The organism is Sphingomonas sp. SP2 (genome assembly GCF_058313385.1).
The window spans coordinates 638,802-658,601 of the sequence record NZ_JBZFLD010000001.1 but is presented as its reverse complement, the minus strand read 5'-3'; the positions used below and the strand labels follow the sequence as shown (position 1 = coordinate 658,601).

Sequence of the window (19,800 nt, the reverse complement as noted above, 5' to 3'; positions counted from 1 at the left end):
GGTGACCAGCCGCTAAAGAGGGCTCATGAAAGCTCTCCGAATCACAAAGGTCACCGCGGACAACGCTGAGATGCGGGCCGCCCGCTACACCATCTGGGATGCGGGCCTTCCAGGCTTCGGGCTGAGGGTAGAGCCTACCGGCGGCCGGGTGTGGGTGGTCAAGTATCGCGCGGATGGGGGCGGCCGGAACGCGGCTCAACGGCTCATGACGCTCGGCAAGTATCCGCTCGTGTCAGCACCGGAAGCACGTGCCGAAGCAACGAAGGTGTTGGCAAAGGCGCGGCTTGGCCATGACCCGGCCGGAGCACTTAAGGAGCGGCGCCAAGCAATGACGATGGCCCAACTCGTCAGCCTCTATGAGGAAGAGGGGTGCGTTATTCAGCGCGGCATGCGTCAAGGCGAGCCGATGAAGGACGCCACGAAGGCATACACCTTGGCGCGTCTCCGCCACCACGTTGTTCCCCTGCTCGGCACCAAACGCGCCGCCGATGTCACAGAGGGTGATGTGGAGAAGTTCGTCCGGGACGTGGCCAAGGGCAGGACCGCCAAGGATGAGAAGGTCGGGCCGCGGAAGCGCATTATCGTCAAAGGTGGGGAAGGGGCGGCTCGCAAGGTGGTGCGTGACCTCTCCGCGGTGTTCAGCTTCGCTCAGCGCCGCCGCATCGTGGCGAGCAACCCCGTGGCCATGGCGAGCGTCCGCAAAACCGATAACCGGCGCGAACGCTTCCTGTCCCTTGAGGAGGTCAAACGCTTAGGAGCGGCTCTGAGCGACCTTGAGGCCGAGGGGGTCAATCCGAAGGCGACGAACATTGCTAGGCTTTGGGTGCTCACGGGATGCCGGCGCAACGAGATTGCCGGGCTTCGGTGGGCGGAGTGCGACCTTGAGCGCGGTCTCCTCATCTTTGAGGACACCAAGACTGGCCGGAGTGTGCGCCCTCTAAGCGGTGCGGCGGTCGCCCTGCTTGAGGCACTCAAGAAGGACGCGGAGGAGGGCGAGGAGTATGTCTTCCCGGCGGAGCGCGGCGAAGGCTTCTACAACGGCACTAAGGGCGTGTGGCCGGAGGTGGTGAAGCGCGCCGGGTTGCCTGGCGTCACTCCCCACTCCTTACGCCACAGTGTTGGCTCGGCCGCGGCGTCTAGCGGAGAGGCGCTGCTTATGGTGGGCAGCATCCTTGGACACGCCAATGCGCGCTCCACGGCCATTTACGCCCACATCGCGCATGACCCCGCCCGGCTCGCGGCGGATCGAGCCATTGCGCCGCTGGCGGAGGCGTTGGGAGGCAAAGGAGCGGCCTAAGGCTATTGAAACAGCCCTGACGAGCATTTGCACCGGTGGAAAAGTGACCTCCGCAACCGATGGAGGCAAACTTGCTTACTTCCCCTTCTCCCACCCTCCGCCTTGGCTTGAGCCAGGTTGAGGCAGCGGCACTCTTGGGTGTGACGCGTCAAACCCTGAACAATTGGCATCGCTCCGGCTTTGGCCCGCGGCCGGTCCGCGAGGGTGAACGCCCGGGCTCGCGCCTCCTTTATGATCGGGCCGAAGTCGAAGCCTTCGCAGCCGGGGCCGTCCAATGAGCCGGTGGGCACCGCGGCGTGATGCCGCTCCCGCCTCGGTGGAACTGCTCACTTCGAACCTTGCCAGTGAGCAAGCCATCCTCGCCGGGATGGAAGAGGAGTTCACCGAACTGGATGGCGCTCTTCCCGACCTAGTCGGTGATGCGCGCTTTAATGAGGCCCAGCAAAGGCACGGTGAGCTTGAGGCGCTTATTAGGACCAAGCGGCGGACCGTGACGGCAATCCGCGAAGCAATCCCGATTGCAGAGAGCCGTGAGCGGCGTGCTGAGTTCCAGTTGCGGATCGATGAGCAGGCGCGCCGCACCGACAAGCTTAAGCGCGGTCTTGAGGCCCGCTACACCAAGGCGGCCGAAGCCTTTGCAGAAGTGTGCCGGGAGATTCAGGCGGACAAGGATGCGTGGCGGAGCCTCCGGGCTGGCGCGGATTGCTTCACGCCGCGCGTGCCGACCCCGCATGAAAACGCCGAAGGAAGCCTTAGGCATAAGCACTTTGCCGGCATGAACGGGCTTCGCGGACTCACCGAGAATCTCACTGTGCTCGCTTGGAATGGCGAAGCCCTGTTCTGCTCCTGACATCCAAACGAAAACGGCGGCCGGGAACGAACCGGCCGCCGCTTAGAAGGCATGACGCGCATGACCCTTAGCCGTTTCCTTGAGGAAGGTGAGGCCAATCCCGATGGCCCCATTTCCATCCTCCGCACCTTCGTTCTCCAAAACAGCGAGAAACAACTCTCCGGCCTCGCCGAACTCAGCTACGTAGCCGGTCGCGCCGGTGACGATGAGTGGGATTGGGCGGAAGAGGCGGACCTCGCCTTGGTCGATGCCTTCTTCCAGAAGCCAATTGAGCCCGGCACCATCCACCCGCGCAGCGCCAGCTTCCTCAAGGCGAAGTCACTTCTTAGCCAAGCCTTCCGCGGGGGCCAGGCGCAGCGGGAAATAGACCTTGCCGTTGCCAACGTCGGGCGCGCCAACATCTACGCGCCCGTGCAGCCCGCCGAGGGGCGCGTTCCAGAGCCCGCACTAATCCTCGCCCGGGCTCACGCCGCCATATACGCGAGCGAGTGCGAGTTCCCAATGGACACGCACCCTAGCGCCATCGACTCCGGGATTTGTCGCGTGGCTACGAAAGTCGCCCGCCGCCATGCAGTGACAAATGCCGAGGCCGCTTATTGCGCCCTCAAGGCCTTTGAGGAGCTTGGCATGAAGGCCGAATTGGAGACGGCCAGTTACGCGCTGGAAAGTGCGGCAAGCGGCCGGGCGGACCGCGAGGCTGAGGAGGAGCGCGCAAGGCAGCGCGCGGCCGAAGTGACGCTTGCGACGACCCTTCTTTTCACGGGTGAAGCATGAGGGGCGCCGCACTGCTTGCCGACCCGGAAACGGGCCTCGCCTACGCGGCGGCGCATCTCGCCCGCGAGTTGCCTGCTTTGAGCGGAGATGAGGCCCTTGATGCGGCCGTTGCCGAGTTTCGGAGACAGGGTGTTGAGCCTCTTTTCCCCGCAATTGCGAAGGCAAGGGTGGCGGCCCGCGCGGCCGCCGTGGAGCGCAATGAGCGTCTCCGCCGCGAAGCACTCACCCAAGACCAGCGCGAGGATGAGGACACCGAATTTGAGTTGGAGCGCTTGCGGGTGGGGCGCGAGCAAACATTCGCGCACCTTCGCAAGCCGGAGGACGGGCCGATTGCCCCAACGCCGTTCGTGTGGATCAACCCTGCCCGCATTCCGCGCCGGCAATGGCTCTACGGCCGGCACCTCATCCGCGGCGAGGTGAGCCTTACCTTGGCGCCGGGCGGCGTGGGCAAGACGTCGCTCGCGGCGGCTGAGGCGGCGGCGATGGCTACCGGCCGGGCGCTCCTTCATGACGTGCCGGAGCGGCCACTTCGTGTTTGGTGGTGGAATGGCGAGGAGCCGGAAGATGAGATGGTCCGCCGCCTCATGGCCGTGGCCAAGCATCACCGGCTTCCCCCCGGTGCCTTTGGCGACCGGCTCTTCATCGACAACGGCCATGACGTGCCGCTTGTGCTTGCTGAGCAAGGCAAGGACGGCACCCGCATCCTTACGCCCAAGATCGACCAATTGGTTGAGGCTCTCAAGGCACGGCAGATTGACGTCATGCTCGTGGACCCGTTTGTCTCAACGCACTCTGTCCACGAGAACGACAACAGCGCCATCCAGCAAGCCGCATCCGCCTGGAAAACAGTGGCGCAGCGGGCCGGGGTGGCCATTGGGCTCGCCCACCACACCCGCAAGCCGAACGGCAACGCCATCACGGCAGAGGATAGCCGCGGCGGTGACGCGCTAGTGTCCAAGGTTCGTGATGCGCGCGCGCTCAACCCAATGAGCGAGGCCGATGCCAATGCACTCGGCATCCCCAAGCACGAGCGTCACGGCTACTTTTCGACCGGCACCGGCGGGAAGTCCAACATGGCGCCGAAAGGTGACCGCAAGACTTGGTTTCACCTCGTCTCCGTTGGGCTCGGCAATTCCGAAGGTCTGAGCCGGCCGGAGGACCAAGTGGCGGTCGTGACGAAGTGGGAGCCTCCAGTCGTGGAGCAAGAACTCTCACGGGTGGCCGTCGCGCGGCTTGCGGACCTCTTGGGCGAGGAGGAGTGGCGGGCTTCACAACAGGCTCACGGGTGGGTTGGACGGGCGGTTGCGGATGCCTTCGAACTCGGCACGGAGGACGGTTGGGAAAGGCGCGCGCAGCTCATCATCAAGGAACTTGAGGCCCGCCGCATCATCATTCGGAGCTTCGGACAGGATGAGCGCCGCAAGACCGTGCCTGTGTTCCGCTTGGGCCAACGCGAAACGGCGGAAATCTAAGGCTTTGCTCCACCTGCTCCACCGCCGCTCCACCCGTGCTCCACTTAGGTAGAGCAAACATCTGCTCCACTGCTCCACCTGCTCCACCGGCCTTTATTAGAAGGCCGGTGGAGCAGTGGGTGGAGCAGAGGATGAATTAGAAAACGAAAGGCCCACAATTGCCCGAACTCAACATCATCCTCGACCGCAAGGACATTGCCCGCTTCCGTCGGCTCGCGGGGGTCTCTCGGCTCATGGCGGCCAAGTCGCTCACCTTCGTGGCGGAGAAGGCGGTTCCGGCTTGGCGCGCCGGGCAAGCCGTCTTTCACCGGCGCAACTCTTGGCTGGACCGGGGCGTGCGGATGCGCGCCGCCACGCCTAGCAAGCTCACGGCTGAGGTCGGCACCCTGGACCGCTTCATGGGCCGGCACGTAGTCGGCATCAATGAGCCCAAGCAGGGCAAGCTCTTCATCCCCATGTATCGCCGAATTGGTGAGGCGCGCACCCACATACAGGAACGCGCAAAGCTCAAGCGCATGGAGGGCACGAAGCGGAAGCCCTTCTTTCTCCGGACCGGCGGAAGCACGTTCCTGGCACGGCGCAAAGGCAAGAAGAGCACGCCGCTTGTCATCCTTGGCAAGCTTCAACAGGGAGCCAAGGTGGAGGCTCGCTTGGACGCTCAGGGCATTGTGGGGCGGGTGGTCCGGTCCCACTACCCTCGCATCTATGTGAGGCTCCTGTCGCGTTGGTCGGAGACGGGCCGGGTGTAACCCCGGCCGGCACGGCGGGCCGCCAGCGAGGGGATACCCGGCAAAAAGCGGCGGGTCCTCCCGGACCGGCGCCGGGAGGGGGTAAACGCGCGATCCCAACACCCTTCTAGATTATGTAAAACTATCCGACTTGTTTCTTCCTTCAATTTCATGCGCGAAGAGGCGCAATGATTGTTTTCGCGATTCAACTGAGGGGCGTGACAAGCTAGAGCCTGCCCATGCGCTATGTGATCTACTGCGACGAGTCACAGGATAAGGGCAGGTACTTTTCGAACTTCTACGGTGGAGCCCTCCTCCAAGAGTCCGATCGGCAAGAGATTGCGGACGCGCTAGAGGCCGTCAAGAAAGCTCACAACCTCAACGGTGAGGCGAAGTGGACGAAAATTAGCGCCTATAACGAGGCCGGCTACATCGCCTTCGTAGACAAGATATTTGAATTCCTTGAGGCTGGCACCCTCAAGGTCCGGGTGATGTTCACACAGAACATCAACCAGGTGGCGCACCTCCAGTACGAGGAAGGGGCTGCTTACTTCAAACTCTACTATCAATTCATCAAGCATGCCTTCGGCCTGGAGCACTGCAATCCGGAGGCCGCTGAGGAAATCACGTGCGCCGTGCTTCTGGACCAAGCACCTGACACGGCCGAAAAGCTGAACAATTTTCGAAACTACCTTGCCGCAGTCAGCGATCTTGCGGGTTTTAGGCAAGCTCGCGTGAGCATCGCCAAGGCCGACATCGCTGAGGTAAACTCAAGTGAGCACGTCATTTTGCAAGCCGTGGACGTGGTACTCGGCTCGATGCAGTTTCGGCTTAATGAACTTCACAAGGCCATCCCGGAGGGAAAGAGACGGCGAGGTAATCGAACTCGGGCGAAAGAACGCGTCTACAAGCACATCAATGCTCGTGTTCGATGCATATACCCGGGTTTCAATATCGGTGCGTCTACCGGTCACGCTGATGGAGTCCAGTCACGCTGGATTCACCCCTACCGGCATTGGAAATTCGAGCCCCGCGGCGCCGTACAGGACCACACTCGCGGGAAGAACCCAAACAAGTAGGCCCCACATCCACCTACTAAGGACCTCCAGCAAAACTGGAGGCTTCGGTGAGCGCAGGGCCTTATTCGCTGATAACGAAATTCCATGATTCCTGCAAGAGTCTCAGGCACTTAAAGGGCGTCTAAAAAACTGAATCATTAGAGTCTGTTAGATGGTTAGCCACAAGAAACAGCCGCTTGCGGACCTCGCAAAACCATCAAAAGTGAGGCTACCGGAACGCTCCTGACGGGCACTGAAAGGCCGCCATTCTTGTGGCCATGGGACACCACGACACCCTCACCAACCGGGCAAGCAGAATCACAATCCCGGAGCACTGCCACCCTCTCGCAAAGGCCACCTTCGCCGAGATGAAGAGGCAGCGCATGAGCTATGACGAACTTGAGCACCGCTCCGGCGTGCTCCGGTCCACCTTCAAGGCATGGCGGACTAACAACAGGCCCGGCTTAGATACCATTGAAGCGGCTCTTGGGGCGCTCGGGTGGCATGTGCTTGCGGTGCCGGAGCCGGAGACGCTCCCGCACGAGCTTCGAGCTGATTTGGAGATGGTGGCGGCCAAGCATGGAACTGCGCTTCCATGCCTCGCCTTCATTGCCGCCGCGGTCGGGCGGCGCCCTACGGGGGTCATCAATCCGCGAGAGCGCGCATGACCGCCCAGCTTCTATCCGATGCCGCCAACGCCGACCGCGAGGCAGACGCCATATTCGCCCGCGTGGGCATTGGCGAAGCTTGCCCCCACGGTGGTCGCTACCTTCATCCTGCCGGCTCACGAGCAGACCTTGAGCAAGCGTCCGACCTCCGCCGGCGGGCTCGCTATCTTCGTGCGGAAGTAAGCGCGATGAGCGCTTTGCCTTTTCCTGCACCCGCTTCAACCACCTTCATTCCGGCCGGGACGGATGCCCTTTCTCCGCCCGCGGCCGGAGTGGAGACGGAGCTTGAGGCCATTGTCTCCCGGATTCTCCGGGCATGATCTCGTAGGTCTCTTAGATCGGAGACGCGCGGCGCCGCCGGGCCTCTTCGTGCATGTTCACTGGAGTGGTGCGAAGCACCCGGGTCACCATCGCCGCCAAGAACCGGCCCGGGTCCAGTTCATCCGGCGTGAGATCCGTGCGCACCTTTACGGTGGGGAGGCTCGCAATAGCCTTTGTCAAGGTTTCTTCCGGAACGTCGATGGGGACCTCTTCGTCACCGTCCTCGCCATCCACTTGGGGGCCCGGCTCGGGGAAGCCGTCTTCCGGCTCATCGCCTTCATTCGGCAAGGCCGCTGCGTTCCCATACTCCATCAGGATAAGGCAAGTGGCGTGGTAGGCGTCATCTTCTTGCCCAAGCTTCGCAAGTAGATCGAAGAGCCTCACGGCCGTCCCGGGCTCCTTTTGCAGAATGTCCGACCGGAGCCCAAAAACAAATCCCAAGGCCGCGAGGGGATGTCTGAGTCTAAGGTTCTTGGCGTCCCCATAGGACTCCTCAATCCGGTTCGGAGCGTTCTTCCCATAGGAAGAATCCATCCGCTTCGTTGACACGAGAAGCTCTGGGCCCGTGTCCCAGTCCGTCATAATGACGTCGACTTGCTTGAAGTAGTTCTTGCCTAGGATCGCTGCGGAGGCCGACGTGAGGCCCTTGATGGATGACTTGGAGGCAATCCGGTCCGCAACGGGCTTGCGCAACGTGGCCGGGAGAGAGGTGAGGAGCGCCGCCACCGATGCGGGGTAGATGCGCGGATTGATGGGCCGGGGCCAAACCCGGTCCAGGTCGAACCCTGCCCGCCGAAGCTCGTAGCTAAGCCACACATCTAGCGCGAGCGCCGGAACTCCGGATTGCGTCCCGGCCTGCAAGTGAAGTGGCACGCCAAGTAGAAGCTCTAAAGTTGCATAGTCGGGCTCTAGGCGGAGCGCGCCGTGCTGGTCCTTCGTCCACGGATTGCCGTGAACACCACCCGGGGCCGCGCTCGCAACAATATGGTCAAAAAGCACCCAAGCTTGGGCCTTGAAGTTGGGCTTCTTGGCGGCCATCACGAGACCTCCGCGCTTGCATAATGCCTCCACTGGCGCATCGTGCTCACGGCTTGCTCAAGGTCGTCCGAGCGGAGCGCGGCCCGGCCTGGGGGCAAGAGTAACTGGCCAGCCTCCCGCGGCTCCAGCTTGAGCATGCCGCCCCCAAGCGGGTGGCCCTCAATTTCGCGGCTTAGAGCGAGGAAGGGGCTATCCCACGCCTCCACGAAGTCCTGCATGCCGCTGGCATCGTGGACGCGGACGCCGTGAACGGAGTTGGTGCACGTGGCGCCGCCACCATTGCGCACGAGTCCGGCGGACGTGCCGCTCATGTAGGCCATGAAGAAGTCGGGCGTTTGCACGTCCGGCACGGAGAACCACGGCTTGCGGACGCGGCACTTGTAAGCTTCGCGCGCCTCAAGGCCCGGGCCGCTGTCCAGATAGCGCCGAACAGCCGCGGGCAGTTCGCTCGCTGCTACCTTCGGTAGCCGGAGCAACATGACCGGATCATCCGCGGCTTGCCACTTCGCGATGGTGGAGCGGGTGAGGTGCTTGTTCGGGAGCGCTCGGCCATTGCGGACGGTCGGATGCAAGAACGCATCTGGAATGCCCCACCGCGCCGCCTCCGATGGCCGGAGGTGAAAAAATTCATTCGCCCCAGACACGTAGCCGATGCCCACCCCAGCAACGTCCTTGAAGCGGCGCCCGCTAAAGTCGCGTGAAGCTAGAACGTAAGCTTGTCGCACGGAGGTCGGGAGGATGAACGGCCGAAGCCTCCGCTTCCAATCTGAACGCCACTCCGCGACGGGCACCGGCGTCCACTCGCGGGGCGGGCGGGCTGTGTGCGCCCCGGTAAAGGCATCAAGCGCCGTAAAGCGGATTGTCTCCGTTCGGGCTCCAAACCCGTCCGTGTAGAGGAGCCAGCAGTCTTCCGACAGATCCGGAAACAGCTTGGACCGGACTGCCACCACGTGCACCGTGGCGAAATTGCTGACGAGATACTCAAGAAGGGGAGCCGAGTAGGGCGCGTGCCCTATTTCGGCGGGAACAACAAAAGCCAAGCGGCCGCCAGGCTTCAGTAAGCTGGCCGTGGCCACCAAGAACGGTGCCCAGCTGGACGCGAGGCCTGAGAAGCTCACACCTAAGCCTTGGCAATATTGGAGCGCTCGCTCGCGGACAGGCCCCTTAAAAGTTTGGTAGCGGATGAAGGGCGGGTTGCCCGCGGCGCACTCGAATCGCTCAGTTGTCTCACAAGCCCATGCAAAGAAGTCGCCTTCGTGTACCAACGCCCAAGGGGCACGGGCGATGGCCTCACCAGCGGATTGCCCATCCTGCTCAATGCCGACGCTATTGCGATGCTCCGCGATGAAGCGGCCATCACCGCAACTTGGGTCAAGCAATCGATCCTCCGCACTGCGGATTGCCCATCGGACCAACGCCGTCGACACATAATCGGGGGTGAAGAAAGCCCCTCGGTGCTTCTGACTTAGCCGCGCCACCACGCTCCCTCAGCTCCAATCAATAGTTACGCCTTGCAGATAACTCAGCCGATAGTTGGTTGAGGGCTCCAAGCGGCTCCTCAGCGTTGAGAAGGGCAGCACCGCCGTTCGAGCGCTACCTTCTACATCAACTAAGCGAAATGGATGAACTCCTGGGCGGCTCGTACATAAAGCGGGTGCCGCGGATGCCCCGCTTTGGTTGTGCCAAGACACATAAGCGGAACACCGCACTCAGCGGCCAGCTGCCGCACCTCGTGCTCCCGCTCGTTTAGAACCCCATGGACGCCCCACGCAGCAATCACTGGCGCTTTGTCTCGCGCACCCTCGAACGCTTCGCCGAGGTGCTTGTTGTTGTCCGGCCCTACCGGATCAAGTTCAGCGCTCAACTGTGCGGGATCGGTAGCCCGAAATGCGAATAGATTAAGCACCCGCAATCCTCCAAACCCCCGAGTGCGCGCGAAGCCGATGCAGCGACGAATAGTTGGATCATCTTTTGTTGCATCGGCAGTTGAAGGGTTGAGCATGATGAACGTGAGGCTCGGAAGCTCTCGCTTCCACACGCGCGAAAGAGTGTAACGATACCGTCCACAAGGCGAAATGTCGGCAGCACCCAGAAGGGGAACGAGGTCAGCTCCCGTCACTGCGTCAATTTATTTGTGGGAGGCACGGCCGGCTGTGGCGCTGTGCCTACTGCCGGATTCGTCGGTAGAGGCGACCCTGGAGCGACGGGGGAGCCAGTTCCAACTGGTGGAGCGGCGGCTGGCGCTGCCCCCGAAGTTGTAGGTGCCACAGAGGGCATTGGTGGGACTGACGTGACGGGCGGAGCCGAGGCCGCCTCTTTGCGAGGAAGTACCTGCATGGCAGCAAATACAAGACCAGCAACAACGCTCAAGATAGTAAGGATGGACCCCATAACCGTGAGGCGGCTTGCTACTGTTTCGATCCGATTAGATAATTCCTGCAGAGAGTGGATCTGCCGGTTCACTTCCGAAATCATATTGGAAGGAATTTCGAGGAGCGGCTTCGATTGCTTCTTAGCGAAGTCAACCGTGGCACTGCTATCCAAATCGGCCAACCAAAGGAGGAACAAATCTTGTCCGCGATTAAGCTGGATGGGTGTCGGGCCAGCATTATAAACCGAATAGATGAGCCGCCCTTCGAAGCCTGGATCTACGTGGAAGCCCGACACGTTGATAAGCCCGCGCCATTTCGCGCTCGACTTGAGCGAGATGAAAGCCATGACATCGTGCGGTATTCGAAGAAGCTCCTCCGTTAAGAGGAAGGCGAATTGTCCTGGGGGAACGATCATTGGCCCCCCCTCTACCCGTTTAGAAGCGGGGAGGCTTTGGTCCCAGCGCTTCGAAGCTGCGAGTGTTTGCTTCGTATTCTTGCGAACGGGTACGGAGTAATCAGGCGTTACAAAGAACTCTTCGCCCAATGTCAGAGTGTACGCAGAGCAGTCGACCTGCTCTGCTTGAAAACCCTCAACGATGTTCTGCCTAGGTATCTCCACGGTAAGCTTGTTGCCGCTCCAGAACGCCATGTCAGAGCTTACCGTAGAAGATCGATTTCTCCTTAACGGGCTGAAGGCGAGCCGACACGAGATCTTGGATCACCCAAGACTCCGCACGACAAGCCTTCAGTGCTGCCCGGAGCAGTTCGATTGTTGCGGCCTTGATAACTGGCCGGAACGGATAATCCTCAAGGTGGTCCAACTTCTCACACGCGGCTGCCATCCGGCCTGCATTGATGGAAAGTGCCCTGCTCATTGCAATCGTAGAGCCCGCTTCAAATCGAACATCATCGTCCCTATTGATCGGCTCATTTGCGAGACGAACATTTAAGATGTTTGCCGTCGAGGTCGCTATCACGAACACGTCAGTGACGATCCGCTTGTAGTTTGCGGTATCATCAGGGCGCTCCGCTAGGTTGCCAGCATACTTGGCGAAGTGAAGTGCCATATGCTTGAGCTTAGCTTGCGTCGGTAGGCGGCTGATTTCCCGATGATAGAGCTCGTCGTGGCGAAATTGCTCCAGTTGGATACGGTCCAACAGCTCGCCCATCGGAAGGCTGTCCACCCGCCCCGTTGATGCTGCGGCCATCGCCATCATGCGCTCCTCAGTAGCAGATCGCGCTTCTTGGCCTCGTTCAGGACCTCATCGCGAATCGCTGAAAGTTCTAAAACGAATGCAAAGGACATCTGGCCCCCATCGTCCAGCTCTTCGAGTTGAGCCTTTCCGTCGGAGAGAAAGACCCTCTTACCATCGGTGACCAGGTAGCGAGCCGGAAGAGCAGTCGGTGTAATTGCCGGATGGTGCTTGCGGAGAGCTGTAAATGCCTTTCGGACCCGCGCAACCGCCACGCCAGCACCCAACAACCGAGCGATCACACGCAGCATAACTATGTCGCCGAAGCCGTAAGTTAGCGGCCGGCCACGACCGCGCTGCTTCGACAAACTCGGCTGTATGAGCTTCTGGCGGCAAAGATAGTTCACCATAGCAGGGGTAAGCCCCGCCAAGGCGGCCACCATTTGGACATTGTAGCCCTGAGGAGAACTGCTCTTCATAAATATATAGTTTCGCTCTGTACTCTATACAGAAGCGCTGGCTTTTGGTGAAGCGAAATTCGCCGTGCTCAAGGTGAGCACTCGGCGCCTTAAAGATGCTACGCGAGTGAGGCTGGGCGTCAGTGTCTAACGGCGATGCGCCAACCGGCAAAGGAAGCTGCCGGACGCGGTGAGACGCCCTGAGACAAAAGCAGGGCCCGTGGTGACCGGGGTGGTGACCAGAAATTTGGCAAGGCGGCGGATGGCCGGCGTAAGTGCTTCTAATCGCTGGAGCGGGCGAAGGGATTCGAACCCTCGACCCCAACCTTGGCAAGGTTGTGCTCTACCCCTGAGCTACGCCCGCTCTGGCGTGTTGGACGGCGCTGGAGGCCGTCGGGTCGCGGGCCATTAGCAACGGGTCAGGCGGCTGGCAACCCTCATGACGCTCTACCGTTGCACACCTTGGCGCAGAAGCAGCCGTAGCCCATATGGCCGCAAGCACCGGTGAAAGGACAAGCAAAGCACGTGGCCACCAACCTCGGGATGAGCGCGGACGAGCGCGAAGCGATTCGGAGCTTCCAGGAACGGGTGCTTCAGCCGTCGCTCGACAGCCTCGTCATTCTCGACTTCTGGGCGGAGTGGTGCGGGCCGTGCAAGCAACTCGGCCCGGTGCTCGAAAAGGTCGCCGCCGACTATGCGAACCGCGGGGTCACGCTGGTCAAGATCGACGTCGACCAGGAAAAGGTGATTGCCGCCCAGTTCCAGATCCGGTCGATTCCCACCGTCTATGCCATTTTCGGCGGTCAGCCGGTGGCGGATCTCACCAGCTACCGGACCGAAGGCCAGCTGACTCGCGTACTGGACCAGCTTCTTGGCCAGCTGCCCGTCAAGGGCGAGGCACAGGCGCTTGAAGCCGAAATCGCGCCCCTGATCGCGATGGGCGAGGAAGTGCTTGCCGCGGGCGATGCGGAACGCGCCGAAAATATCTTTCGCCAGGTCGCGGAGATGGACCCAGACCACCCCGAGGTCGTCTCCGGTCTCGCTCGCGCGCTGATTGCGCTCGGCCGGCATGACGAGGCTTCGGCCCTGGTCGAGGCGCTGCCCGAATCGGCAAAGGCTGATCCCGCGGTGGCGCGGGCAAGGGCGGCCCTGGACATCGCCGGTCCGCCTGCCGCTGCAGCGATCGACACCGGCGATTTCGAGCGACGCCTTGACGTCAATCCCGATGATCATGAGGCCCGGCTCGAGCTGGCGAATGCGTTGATGGCTGGCGGGCGACGCGACGAGGCTGCCGACGCCCTTCTCGAGATTGTCCGGCGCGATCGCGAATGGAACGAGGGCGCGGCGCGGGCCCGTTTCCTACAGCTGCTCGAGGCGACCGGTCTCGAGGATCCCTGGGCCCGCGGTCAGCGCCGCCGCCTGTCGGCGCTGCTGTTCACGTGAGCGAATCGCCGCTCCGTCTTCCGCTCTTTCCACTCGGCGGCGCGATCCTCTTTCCGCGCAGCCATCTCCCGCTGCACATTTTCGAGCCGCGCTACCGGCAGATGGTGGAGGACGCCGTCGCCGGCGGCGGGCTAATCGGAATGATCCAGCCGAAGGCGGAGCCCGACGACGGTCTCGGCCAGCCCGAGCTTTACCGGGTAGGCTGCATTGGCGAGATCGTTGGCCTCGAGGAGCTCGGCGACGGTCGCTTCAACATCGTCCTCCAGGGCACGACCCGCTTTCGCCTGATTGCGGAAGCGGATGTGGGCACGCCCTACCGCCAGGCCGATGTCCTTCCCGGCGGCGATGCGGAAACAGAGCCCGATGCCTTGCCGTCGGTGCTCCGCGCGGCGGTGGAGCAGGAGGCACGCCTGCTCGGCGATGCGATGGGGCTGACTGTCGATTGGGCCGCGGTCGAGCGCCTCGACGACGAGATGCTGGTCAATGCCATCGCGCAGGTCGCGCCCTTCGACGCGGGTGCCAAGCAGGCGCTGCTCGAGGAGGAGGGCCTCTCGACCCGCGCCGAGCTGCTTGTGCAATTGATGCAGTTCCTGCGCCTCGCGCAGGGCGGCGGGGACCTCAGCCCCCGCTTGCAGTGATCAGAGCGCTTCGCCGATGAGGAGGCGCGGCAGGTCGCCGCTATTGCCGCGCGCAGCCGCATTCAGCCGCTCCTTGAGCGGCCCGAGCCGGTCGACCATCGCCATCCCGAATCGCCGTACCGCCGAGGCCGTCTTTCCCGGGACGCCGTAAAGGCGGGTGAGGCCGTCGGTCGCCAGCGCGACACTGAAGGCATCGAGGGCCCGCCAGCGCTGATAGCGCGCCAGAAGCTGCGCATCCCCGAGGTCGAGCCCCAGCCGGGCGCCGTCTACGAGAACTTCCGCCAGCGCAGCCGCGTCGCGGAAGCCGAGATTGACCCCCTGACCCGCGATCGGGTGGACCGCGTGGGCCGCGTCCCCGATCAGCGCAAGCCGCCGGTCGGTGATCCGTACTGCGTGATGGAAACCGAGGGGGTAGGAGGTGCGCGGCGTCAGAAGCGCGATCTTCCCGAGGAAGCCGCCCATTGCCGCTTCGGCCTCGGCACAGAAAGCGGCATCATCAAGCGCCAGCAGTCCGGCCGCCTTGTCGTTCTCGATCGACCAGACGATCGCCGAGCGGTGGCGGCCATCGGCAAGGTCGCGCATCGGCAGCAGCGCAAAGGGGCCCGCGGGATAGAAGATTTCGTAGGCGATCTGCTCGTGCGGCCGTTCGTGGGCCAGTGTCGAGACGATTGCGGTGTGACGATAGGACCAGCGGGCCATGCGGATGCCTGCGGCCTCGCGGCTCGGCGACTTTCGCCCTTCGGCACCGACGACCAGCGGCGCCTGCAGTTCGCGACCGTCTGCAAGCCGGACCAAGGCCCGATAATCGTCTCGGACGACTTCCTGCACCCGGCTCTTCCAGTGGATCGTGATGTTCGCCCCGGCCTCGGCGCGGTCGAGCAGCGCGCTCCGCAGGTTGCGATTCTCGTGCATGACACCCAGCGGTTCGCCATCCTCGCCGGGTTCGAAGGTCAGGCCGCCCGGCTGCAGGCCATCGGCGACCCTGATCGCCTCGATCGGACAGCCCTCGGTAGCGAAGTGGTCGGCGACCCCCGTCACCCGGAACATTCGCATGCTCGAGGAGGAGACAGCGGTCGTCCGTCCGTCGAACGCCGCCTCCCGCCACGGGGCGGGGTCGGCGGGATCGATAATCGTCGAGGTCAGGCCGGCGCCGTCGAGCGCGGCGGCCAGGGACAGGCCGACCAGCCCGCCGCCGAGAATGATGACGTCCGTGGACGAAGAGATGGACCGTGTCATGGAAGTCGCATGTAGAGGCTCGTCGTCATGCCGTCATCCTTGACCATGGACTCGGGTGACAGGCACAATAGGTGAACGGCCGAAGAGGGCGGGGAAGAGGATCATGGCGACCGTTGCAGCACGTACCCGCGCCGACCGGCGCGCGCTCGAACCCGATTGGCGGGATCGGCTTGGCGATGCCGTGCGCGCGTTCGCGGTGCGCGTCGCGGGCCTGCTCCTGCTCTCGCTCGCCGGTGGCCTCGCCATCGCGCTCCTGACGCACGAGCGGACCGATCCCAGCTGGAGCACCGCGGCGGGCGGTCCTGCCGCCAATTGGCTCGGCCTGCCCGGCGCCTACGCCAGCGATGCGCTGCTTCTCGTCTTCGGCCCGGGTGGTCTGGCCTTGCTGCCCGTCCTTGCCCTCGCGGGGGTCCGTCTCCTCGGCGGCCGCCACGCTGGCCGGATCGGACGCGCGCTGCTGATCGCATCGCTTGGCGCTTTCCTGATCGGCATGGCGCTCGGCCTGACGATCAATTCCAGCGCAGGCATCTCGGGTCTTCCCGCCGGCTGGGGCGGGGTCCTCGGCCTGGCCGGTGCCGCCGGCTGGAACTCGCTTCTGGCGATGATCCCGGAGCAGGCGATCGCCGGCCCGACCCGGATCGCGCTCATCATCCTGCTCGGTCTGAGCGGGATCGCCCTTGCCTTTTTCGCGCTCGCGCTGCGCGAGGAAGAGAAGGCCTTCGTCACCGAGAAGCTCAAGCGTTCGGCGGAACGTGTTCCGGCGCCCCGCCGGACGGCGACGGAAGCGGCCGAGCCGCGCGTCGCCGCGCCGCCCAAGTCACGCCCGCAGGTCGCGGTCAGCGAGCCGACCCGGGCCATCGCTCCCGCTGTCGCCGAGAAGGTCCGCGGCAAGAAGGGCGGCAATGCCGCGCAGCAGCAGAGCCTCGCGCTCGGCGACAGCTATGCCCTTCCGCCGATCGACCTCCTCGCCGCGCCATCCGAAGCGGGCCGCGGCCAGGTGGACCGCGCCGGGCTCGAGCGCAACGCGCGCCTGCTCGAAAGCGTGCTCGAGGACTTCCACGTTCGCGGCGACATCGTCGAGGTCCGCCCTGGCCCGGTCGTCACCATGTACGAACTCGAGCCCGCCAGCGGGATCAAGGCCAGCCGGGTCATTCAGCTTGCCGACGACATCGCCCGCAACATGTCGGCGCTGTCGGCCCGCGTCGCGACCATTCCCGGCCGCAGCGTCATCGGCATCGAGCTTCCCAACCCGAAGCGCGAGAGCGTGGCGCTCCGCGAACTGATCGGGAGTCAGGCCTTTGCCGATCAGGCGATGAGCCTGCCGCTGATCCTCGGCAAGAATATCGCCGGCGACCCCGTCATCGCTGATCTCGCGCCGATGCCGCACCTCCTCGTCGCGGGCACCACCGGCTCGGGCAAGTCGGTCGGGCTCAATTGCATGATCCTCTCGCTCCTTTACCGGATGGGTCCGGACCAGTGCCGGATGATCATGATCGATCCCAAGATGCTCGAACTGAGCATCTATGACGGCATTCCCCACCTTCTCGCGCCGGTCGTGACCGAGCCGCCCAAGGCGATCCGCGCCCTGAAGTGGGCGGTCGAGCAGATGGAGGAGCGCTACCGGATGATGGCGAGCCTCGGGGTCCGCGCACTCAAGAGCTTCAACGAAAAGGTCCTCGAGGCGAAGGCGCGCGGTACCAAGCTCGGGCGCAAGGTGCAGACCGGCTATGACGCCGACAGCGGCCAGCCGGTGTACGAGACCGAGGAGCTCGAATATGAGGTCCTGCCGCAGATCGTGGTGGTGGTCGACGAACTCGCCGACCTCATGATGACCGCCGGCAAGGAAGTCGAATTCCTCATCCAGCGCCTCGCCCAGAAGGCGCGTGCGGCCGGCATCCACCTCATCATGGCAACCCAGCGCCCCTCGGTCGACGTCATCACCGGCGTCATCAAGGCCAACCTGCCGACCCGCATCTCCTTCCAGGTGACGAGCAAGATCGACAGCCGGACCATCCTCGGCGAGCAGGGAGCGGAGCAGCTGCTCGGCAAGGGCGACATGCTCTACATGCCAGGCGGCAAGCAGATCCTGCGCGTCCACGGCCCCTTCGTCAGCGACGAGGAAGTCCGCCTGATCGCCGATCATTGGCGCAAGCAGGGCACGCCCGACTATATCAGCGCGGTCACCGAGGAGCCCGAGGACGGCGGCTTCGCCCTCGACGGCGCGCCCGACGGGGACGACGATCCCGAAAATGCGCTCTACCGCAAGGCGGTGCAGATCGTGGCCGAAAGCCAGAAGGCCTCGACCTCCTACCTCCAGCGGCAGATGCGGGTCGGCTACAACAGCGCCGCGCGCCTGATCGAGCGGATGGAGAAGGACGGCAAGGTCGGCCAGCCCGACCATGTCGGCCGCCGCGAAGTGCTGATGGATACCGACGGGCACCCGCTCTAATTCCAGGTGCCCCCCCGGCGCCGGGAAATCAGACGAGCGCCAGCAGCACCTCGTTGCGGCGCAGGGCCGGCGGGATCATCGGGCTGTTGTAGAAGGCGTATTCGGCCTCGCTCCGGACCACTTCTTCGCCATGGCGCGCAAGCCAGCCGCGCAGCCGATCTTCCGCCGCCGCCAGCCGCTCGTCATGCGCCGTCCCGTGGAAACTCGCCGCGCCGACCCGGCGGGCGGGCAGGTCGACGATCGTCACTCCCTCGGGCGGTGCCGGCGGATCGGTTAACTCTTCGGGCAGGATGAAGCGCACCCGCCAGCCACCTTCGACCTCGTCGTCAAAAACCGGCGGATCGCTCGCCATCGGATTGCCCGCGTCCTGCAGGACCGGCGCGGTCATCGGAATCTTCTCACCCTCGCGCGATTCGGCGAAGATGTAGGCCGCAAGCCGGCGAAAGCCCTCCCGCAGCGCTTCCTTGCGCGGTCCCGCGACAACGGTCTCGGCGACCTTCAGCGCCGGATAGGCCCGGATCTGAAGATCGCCCTCGCTCACGAGCACGCGATAGCCGGGCTGCGGGGTCGCCTTCTCGCGCAGGACATAAGCGATCCCGAGGCCCACCAGGGCTCCCGCCGCGACCGCGCCCGTGGCTTTCCAGTTCACCCGCATCGTTGCTGTCTCCATGCCCTAAGAAACAATCAGGCCGTCGCCTGTTCCGTCGCCAGAGGATAGTCGGTGTATCCCTCGGGCCCTTCCGAATAGAAGGTCTTCACGTCGGCCTGGGCGAGCGGCAGATCGGCGCGGAGCCGTTCGACCAGATCGGGATTGGAGATGAACGGTCGCCCGAAGCTGATCGCATCGGCGACGCCCTCGTGCAGGCGCTCGGTCGCATTGTCGCGCACATAGTCGCTGTTGAGGACAATCCCGCCCGAATAGATCGGCCGCATCAGCGGACTGACGGGGTCGCTCGGATTGTCGCCGAAGGTCGTCCCCGGACGCGGTTCGCGAAGCTCGATCCACGGCACGCGCAGGTCCTCGAGCCGCTTCGCGAGCGCCACGAACAGCGTCTCGGGATCATCATCCTCGACACCCTGGCTGAGGCTGTTGGGCGAAAAGCGGATCCCGACCTTGCTCATGCCGATCTCCGCGCCCACCGCTTCGAGCGCTTCGGCGACGAAGCGCAGGCGGTTCTCTATCGACCCGCCATAATCGTCATCGCGGTGATTGGCCGACGAACGCAGGAACTGGTCAATCAGATAGCCATTGGCGCCATGCAGCTGGACGCCGTCGAAGCCGGCTTCGATGGCGTGCCGCGACGCCGTCGCATAGTCGCCGATGATCCGCTTGATGTCATCGAGGGTCGCCGCGCGGGCCTCTTCATAGGGCTTCTTGCCCTCATAGGTGTGTGCCTTGAACGGCGCGGTCGTGACGCTCGACGAGACGGGCTGGCCGCCGCCGAGGTCCGAATGGACCAGCCGCCCCATGTGCCAGAGCTGCGCAACGATCTTCCCGCCTTTGGCGTGGACCCGCTCGGTGACCTTCTTCCAGCCCTCCACCTGATCCCGGTTCCACAGCCCGGGCGCGTTGGGCCAGCCGAGGCCTTCGCGGCTGATTCCGGTCGCTTCGGAGATGATCAGCCCGGCATCGGCCCGCTGCTCGTAATAGGTGGCCATCAGGTCGTTCGGGACGGCTTCGCGCCCGGCCCGGCCGCGGGTCAGCGGCGCCATCACGATTCGGTTGGCAAGCTGGAGGTCACCAAAGGCGACCGGGTCAAACAGATTGGGCATATCGATCCTGGCAAAGTGAAGCGAGCACGAGC

At 63.7% G+C, this 19,800-nt stretch carries 20 protein-coding genes and 1 tRNA gene; 11 read left to right on the top strand and 10 right to left on the bottom strand.

Features of this window, described 5'->3' with window-relative positions; genetic code table 11:
- The first annotated feature begins 25 nt into the window (after positions 1 to 25).
- The 8 genes from AC4GYU_RS03355 (at position 26) to AC4GYU_RS03320 (ending at position 6,847) form a co-directional block, all read left to right on the top strand.
- Entirely contained in the window at positions 26 to 1,297 is a 1,272-nt protein-coding gene (locus AC4GYU_RS03355; RefSeq protein ID WP_491085486.1) for a tyrosine-type recombinase/integrase, read from the top strand.
- Between the two features lie 59 nt (positions 1,298 to 1,356).
- The gene (locus tag AC4GYU_RS03350; protein WP_491085485.1) at positions 1,357 to 1,575 is read left to right on the top strand and encodes a helix-turn-helix transcriptional regulator; all 219 of its coding nucleotides are present in this window, start codon (positions 1,357 to 1,359) and stop codon (positions 1,573 to 1,575) included.
- Positions 1,576 to 1,613: 38 nt separating this feature from the next.
- Positions 1,614 to 2,147 (top strand): hypothetical protein, encoded by a 534-nt coding sequence (locus tag AC4GYU_RS03345; protein WP_491085484.1) that lies wholly within the window; start codon positions 1,614 to 1,616, stop codon positions 2,145 to 2,147.
- A gap of 60 nt (positions 2,148 to 2,207) precedes the next feature.
- Positions 2,208 to 2,921, top strand: a complete 714-nt coding sequence (locus tag AC4GYU_RS03340; RefSeq protein ID WP_491085483.1) for a hypothetical protein — start codon at positions 2,208 to 2,210, stop codon at positions 2,919 to 2,921.
- Positions 2,918 to 4,393, top strand: coding sequence for an AAA family ATPase (locus AC4GYU_RS03335; RefSeq protein ID WP_491085482.1), 1,476 nt, complete (start codon positions 2,918 to 2,920; stop codon positions 4,391 to 4,393). The genes AC4GYU_RS03340 and AC4GYU_RS03335 overlap by 4 nt, the downstream gene beginning before the upstream one ends.
- Before the next feature lie 158 nt (positions 4,394 to 4,551).
- Positions 4,552 to 5,142 carry a hypothetical protein gene (locus AC4GYU_RS03330; protein WP_491085481.1) on the top strand — a complete coding sequence of 197 codons (591 nt, stop codon included), beginning with the start codon at positions 4,552 to 4,554 and terminating at the stop codon, positions 5,140 to 5,142.
- Between the two features lie 218 nt (positions 5,143 to 5,360).
- Positions 5,361 to 6,200: a DUF3800 domain-containing protein gene (locus AC4GYU_RS03325; protein ID WP_491085480.1), complete on the top strand. Its 840-nt coding sequence runs from the start codon at positions 5,361 to 5,363 to the stop codon at positions 6,198 to 6,200.
- Between the two features lie 362 nt (positions 6,201 to 6,562).
- Positions 6,563 to 6,847, top strand: coding sequence for a hypothetical protein (locus tag AC4GYU_RS03320; protein ID WP_491085479.1), 285 nt, complete (start codon positions 6,563 to 6,565; stop codon positions 6,845 to 6,847).
- 333 nt (positions 6,848 to 7,180) lie between these two features.
- Here AC4GYU_RS03320 and AC4GYU_RS03315 read toward each other — a convergent pair whose 3' ends face one another.
- From AC4GYU_RS03315 to AC4GYU_RS03285, 7 genes are all read right to left on the bottom strand, one after another.
- Positions 7,181 to 8,206 carry a hypothetical protein gene (locus AC4GYU_RS03315; RefSeq protein ID WP_491085478.1) on the bottom strand — a complete coding sequence of 342 codons (1,026 nt, stop codon included), beginning with the start codon at positions 8,204 to 8,206 and terminating at the stop codon, positions 7,181 to 7,183.
- Complete coding sequence (locus AC4GYU_RS03310; protein ID WP_491085477.1) at positions 8,206 to 9,684, bottom strand: N-6 DNA methylase; 1,479 nt, start codon at positions 9,682 to 9,684, stop codon at positions 8,206 to 8,208. The genes AC4GYU_RS03315 and AC4GYU_RS03310 overlap by 1 nt, the downstream gene beginning before the upstream one ends.
- 131 nt (positions 9,685 to 9,815) lie before the next feature.
- Complete coding sequence (locus AC4GYU_RS03305) at positions 9,816 to 10,325, bottom strand: DUF1643 domain-containing protein (protein ID WP_491085476.1); 510 nt, start codon at positions 10,323 to 10,325, stop codon at positions 9,816 to 9,818.
- Complete coding sequence (locus AC4GYU_RS03300) at positions 10,322 to 11,227, bottom strand: dCTP deaminase domain-containing protein (protein ID WP_491085475.1); 906 nt, start codon at positions 11,225 to 11,227, stop codon at positions 10,322 to 10,324. Before AC4GYU_RS03300 ends, AC4GYU_RS03305 begins: the two co-directional genes overlap by 4 nt.
- Before the next feature lies 1 nt (position 11,228).
- Positions 11,229 to 11,795 (bottom strand): hypothetical protein, encoded by a 567-nt coding sequence (locus tag AC4GYU_RS03295; RefSeq protein WP_491085474.1) that lies wholly within the window; start codon positions 11,793 to 11,795, stop codon positions 11,229 to 11,231.
- Positions 11,792 to 12,250: a MerR family transcriptional regulator gene (locus tag AC4GYU_RS03290; RefSeq protein WP_491085473.1), complete on the bottom strand. Its 459-nt coding sequence runs from the start codon at positions 12,248 to 12,250 to the stop codon at positions 11,792 to 11,794. The genes AC4GYU_RS03295 and AC4GYU_RS03290 overlap by 4 nt, the downstream gene beginning before the upstream one ends.
- A 268-nt stretch (positions 12,251 to 12,518) precedes the next feature.
- Positions 12,519 to 12,593 (bottom strand) — tRNA-Gly (locus tag AC4GYU_RS03285).
- Between the two features lie 179 nt (positions 12,594 to 12,772).
- Here AC4GYU_RS03285 and AC4GYU_RS03280 point away from each other — a divergent pair.
- Together AC4GYU_RS03280 and AC4GYU_RS03275 are read left to right on the top strand one after the other, a co-directional pair.
- Entirely contained in the window at positions 12,773 to 13,672 is a 900-nt protein-coding gene (locus AC4GYU_RS03280) for a tetratricopeptide repeat protein (RefSeq protein ID WP_491086869.1), read from the top strand.
- Positions 13,669 to 14,310, top strand: a complete 642-nt coding sequence (locus AC4GYU_RS03275; protein WP_491085472.1) for an LON peptidase substrate-binding domain-containing protein — start codon at positions 13,669 to 13,671, stop codon at positions 14,308 to 14,310. The genes AC4GYU_RS03280 and AC4GYU_RS03275 overlap by 4 nt, the downstream gene beginning before the upstream one ends.
- Here AC4GYU_RS03275 and AC4GYU_RS03270 read toward each other — a convergent pair whose 3' ends face one another.
- Positions 14,311 to 15,546: an FAD-dependent monooxygenase gene (locus AC4GYU_RS03270; protein ID WP_491085471.1), complete on the bottom strand. Its 1,236-nt coding sequence runs from the start codon at positions 15,544 to 15,546 to the stop codon at positions 14,311 to 14,313.
- Positions 15,547 to 15,649: 103 nt separating this feature from the next.
- Here AC4GYU_RS03270 and AC4GYU_RS03265 point away from each other — a divergent pair, with 103 nt between their 5' ends.
- The gene (locus AC4GYU_RS03265) at positions 15,650 to 17,995 is read left to right on the top strand and encodes an FtsK/SpoIIIE family DNA translocase (RefSeq protein WP_491085470.1); all 2,346 of its coding nucleotides are present in this window, start codon (positions 15,650 to 15,652) and stop codon (positions 17,993 to 17,995) included.
- Between the two features lie 28 nt (positions 17,996 to 18,023).
- Here AC4GYU_RS03265 and AC4GYU_RS03260 read toward each other — a convergent pair whose 3' ends face one another.
- Positions 18,024 to 18,644, bottom strand: a complete 621-nt coding sequence (locus AC4GYU_RS03260; RefSeq protein WP_491085469.1) for an SOUL family heme-binding protein — start codon at positions 18,642 to 18,644, stop codon at positions 18,024 to 18,026.
- A gap of 35 nt (positions 18,645 to 18,679) precedes the next feature.
- On the bottom strand, positions 18,680 to 19,768 hold the full coding sequence (locus tag AC4GYU_RS03255; RefSeq protein ID WP_491085468.1) for an alkene reductase: 1,089 nt from the start codon (positions 19,766 to 19,768) through the stop codon (positions 18,680 to 18,682).
- Between the last annotated feature and the right edge of the window lie 32 nt (positions 19,769 to 19,800).

Bases quoted from the DNA above. Each gene is read 5' to 3' on its own strand.
- AC4GYU_RS03355 (WP_491085486.1), top strand. From the start codon at position 26: ATGAAAGCTCTCCGAATCACAAAGGTCACCGCGGACAACGCTGAGATG.
- AC4GYU_RS03350 (WP_491085485.1), top strand. From the start codon at position 1,357: ATGGAGGCAAACTTGCTTACTTCCCCTTCTCCCACCCTCCGCCTTGGC.
- AC4GYU_RS03340 (WP_491085483.1), top strand. From the start codon at position 2,208: ATGACCCTTAGCCGTTTCCTTGAGGAAGGTGAGGCCAATCCCGATGGC.
- AC4GYU_RS03335 (WP_491085482.1), top strand. From the start codon at position 2,918: ATGAGGGGCGCCGCACTGCTTGCCGACCCGGAAACGGGCCTCGCCTAC.
- AC4GYU_RS03325 (WP_491085480.1), top strand. From the start codon at position 5,361: ATGCGCTATGTGATCTACTGCGACGAGTCACAGGATAAGGGCAGGTAC.
- AC4GYU_RS03320 (WP_491085479.1), top strand. From the start codon at position 6,563: ATGAGCTATGACGAACTTGAGCACCGCTCCGGCGTGCTCCGGTCCACC.
- AC4GYU_RS03315 (WP_491085478.1), bottom strand. From the start codon at position 8,206: ATGGCCGCCAAGAAGCCCAACTTCAAGGCCCAAGCTTGGGTGCTTTTT.
- AC4GYU_RS03300 (WP_491085475.1), bottom strand. From the start codon at position 11,227: ATGGCGTTCTGGAGCGGCAACAAGCTTACCGTGGAGATACCTAGGCAG.
- AC4GYU_RS03295 (WP_491085474.1), bottom strand. From the start codon at position 11,795: ATGATGGCGATGGCCGCAGCATCAACGGGGCGGGTGGACAGCCTTCCG.
- AC4GYU_RS03290 (WP_491085473.1), bottom strand. From the start codon at position 12,250: ATGAAGAGCAGTTCTCCTCAGGGCTACAATGTCCAAATGGTGGCCGCC.
- AC4GYU_RS03280 (WP_491086869.1), top strand. From the start codon at position 12,773: ATGAGCGCGGACGAGCGCGAAGCGATTCGGAGCTTCCAGGAACGGGTG.
- AC4GYU_RS03270 (WP_491085471.1), bottom strand. From the start codon at position 15,546: ATGACACGGTCCATCTCTTCGTCCACGGACGTCATCATTCTCGGCGGC.
- AC4GYU_RS03265 (WP_491085470.1), top strand. From the start codon at position 15,650: ATGGCGACCGTTGCAGCACGTACCCGCGCCGACCGGCGCGCGCTCGAA.
- AC4GYU_RS03255 (WP_491085468.1), bottom strand. From the start codon at position 19,768: ATGCCCAATCTGTTTGACCCGGTCGCCTTTGGTGACCTCCAGCTTGCC.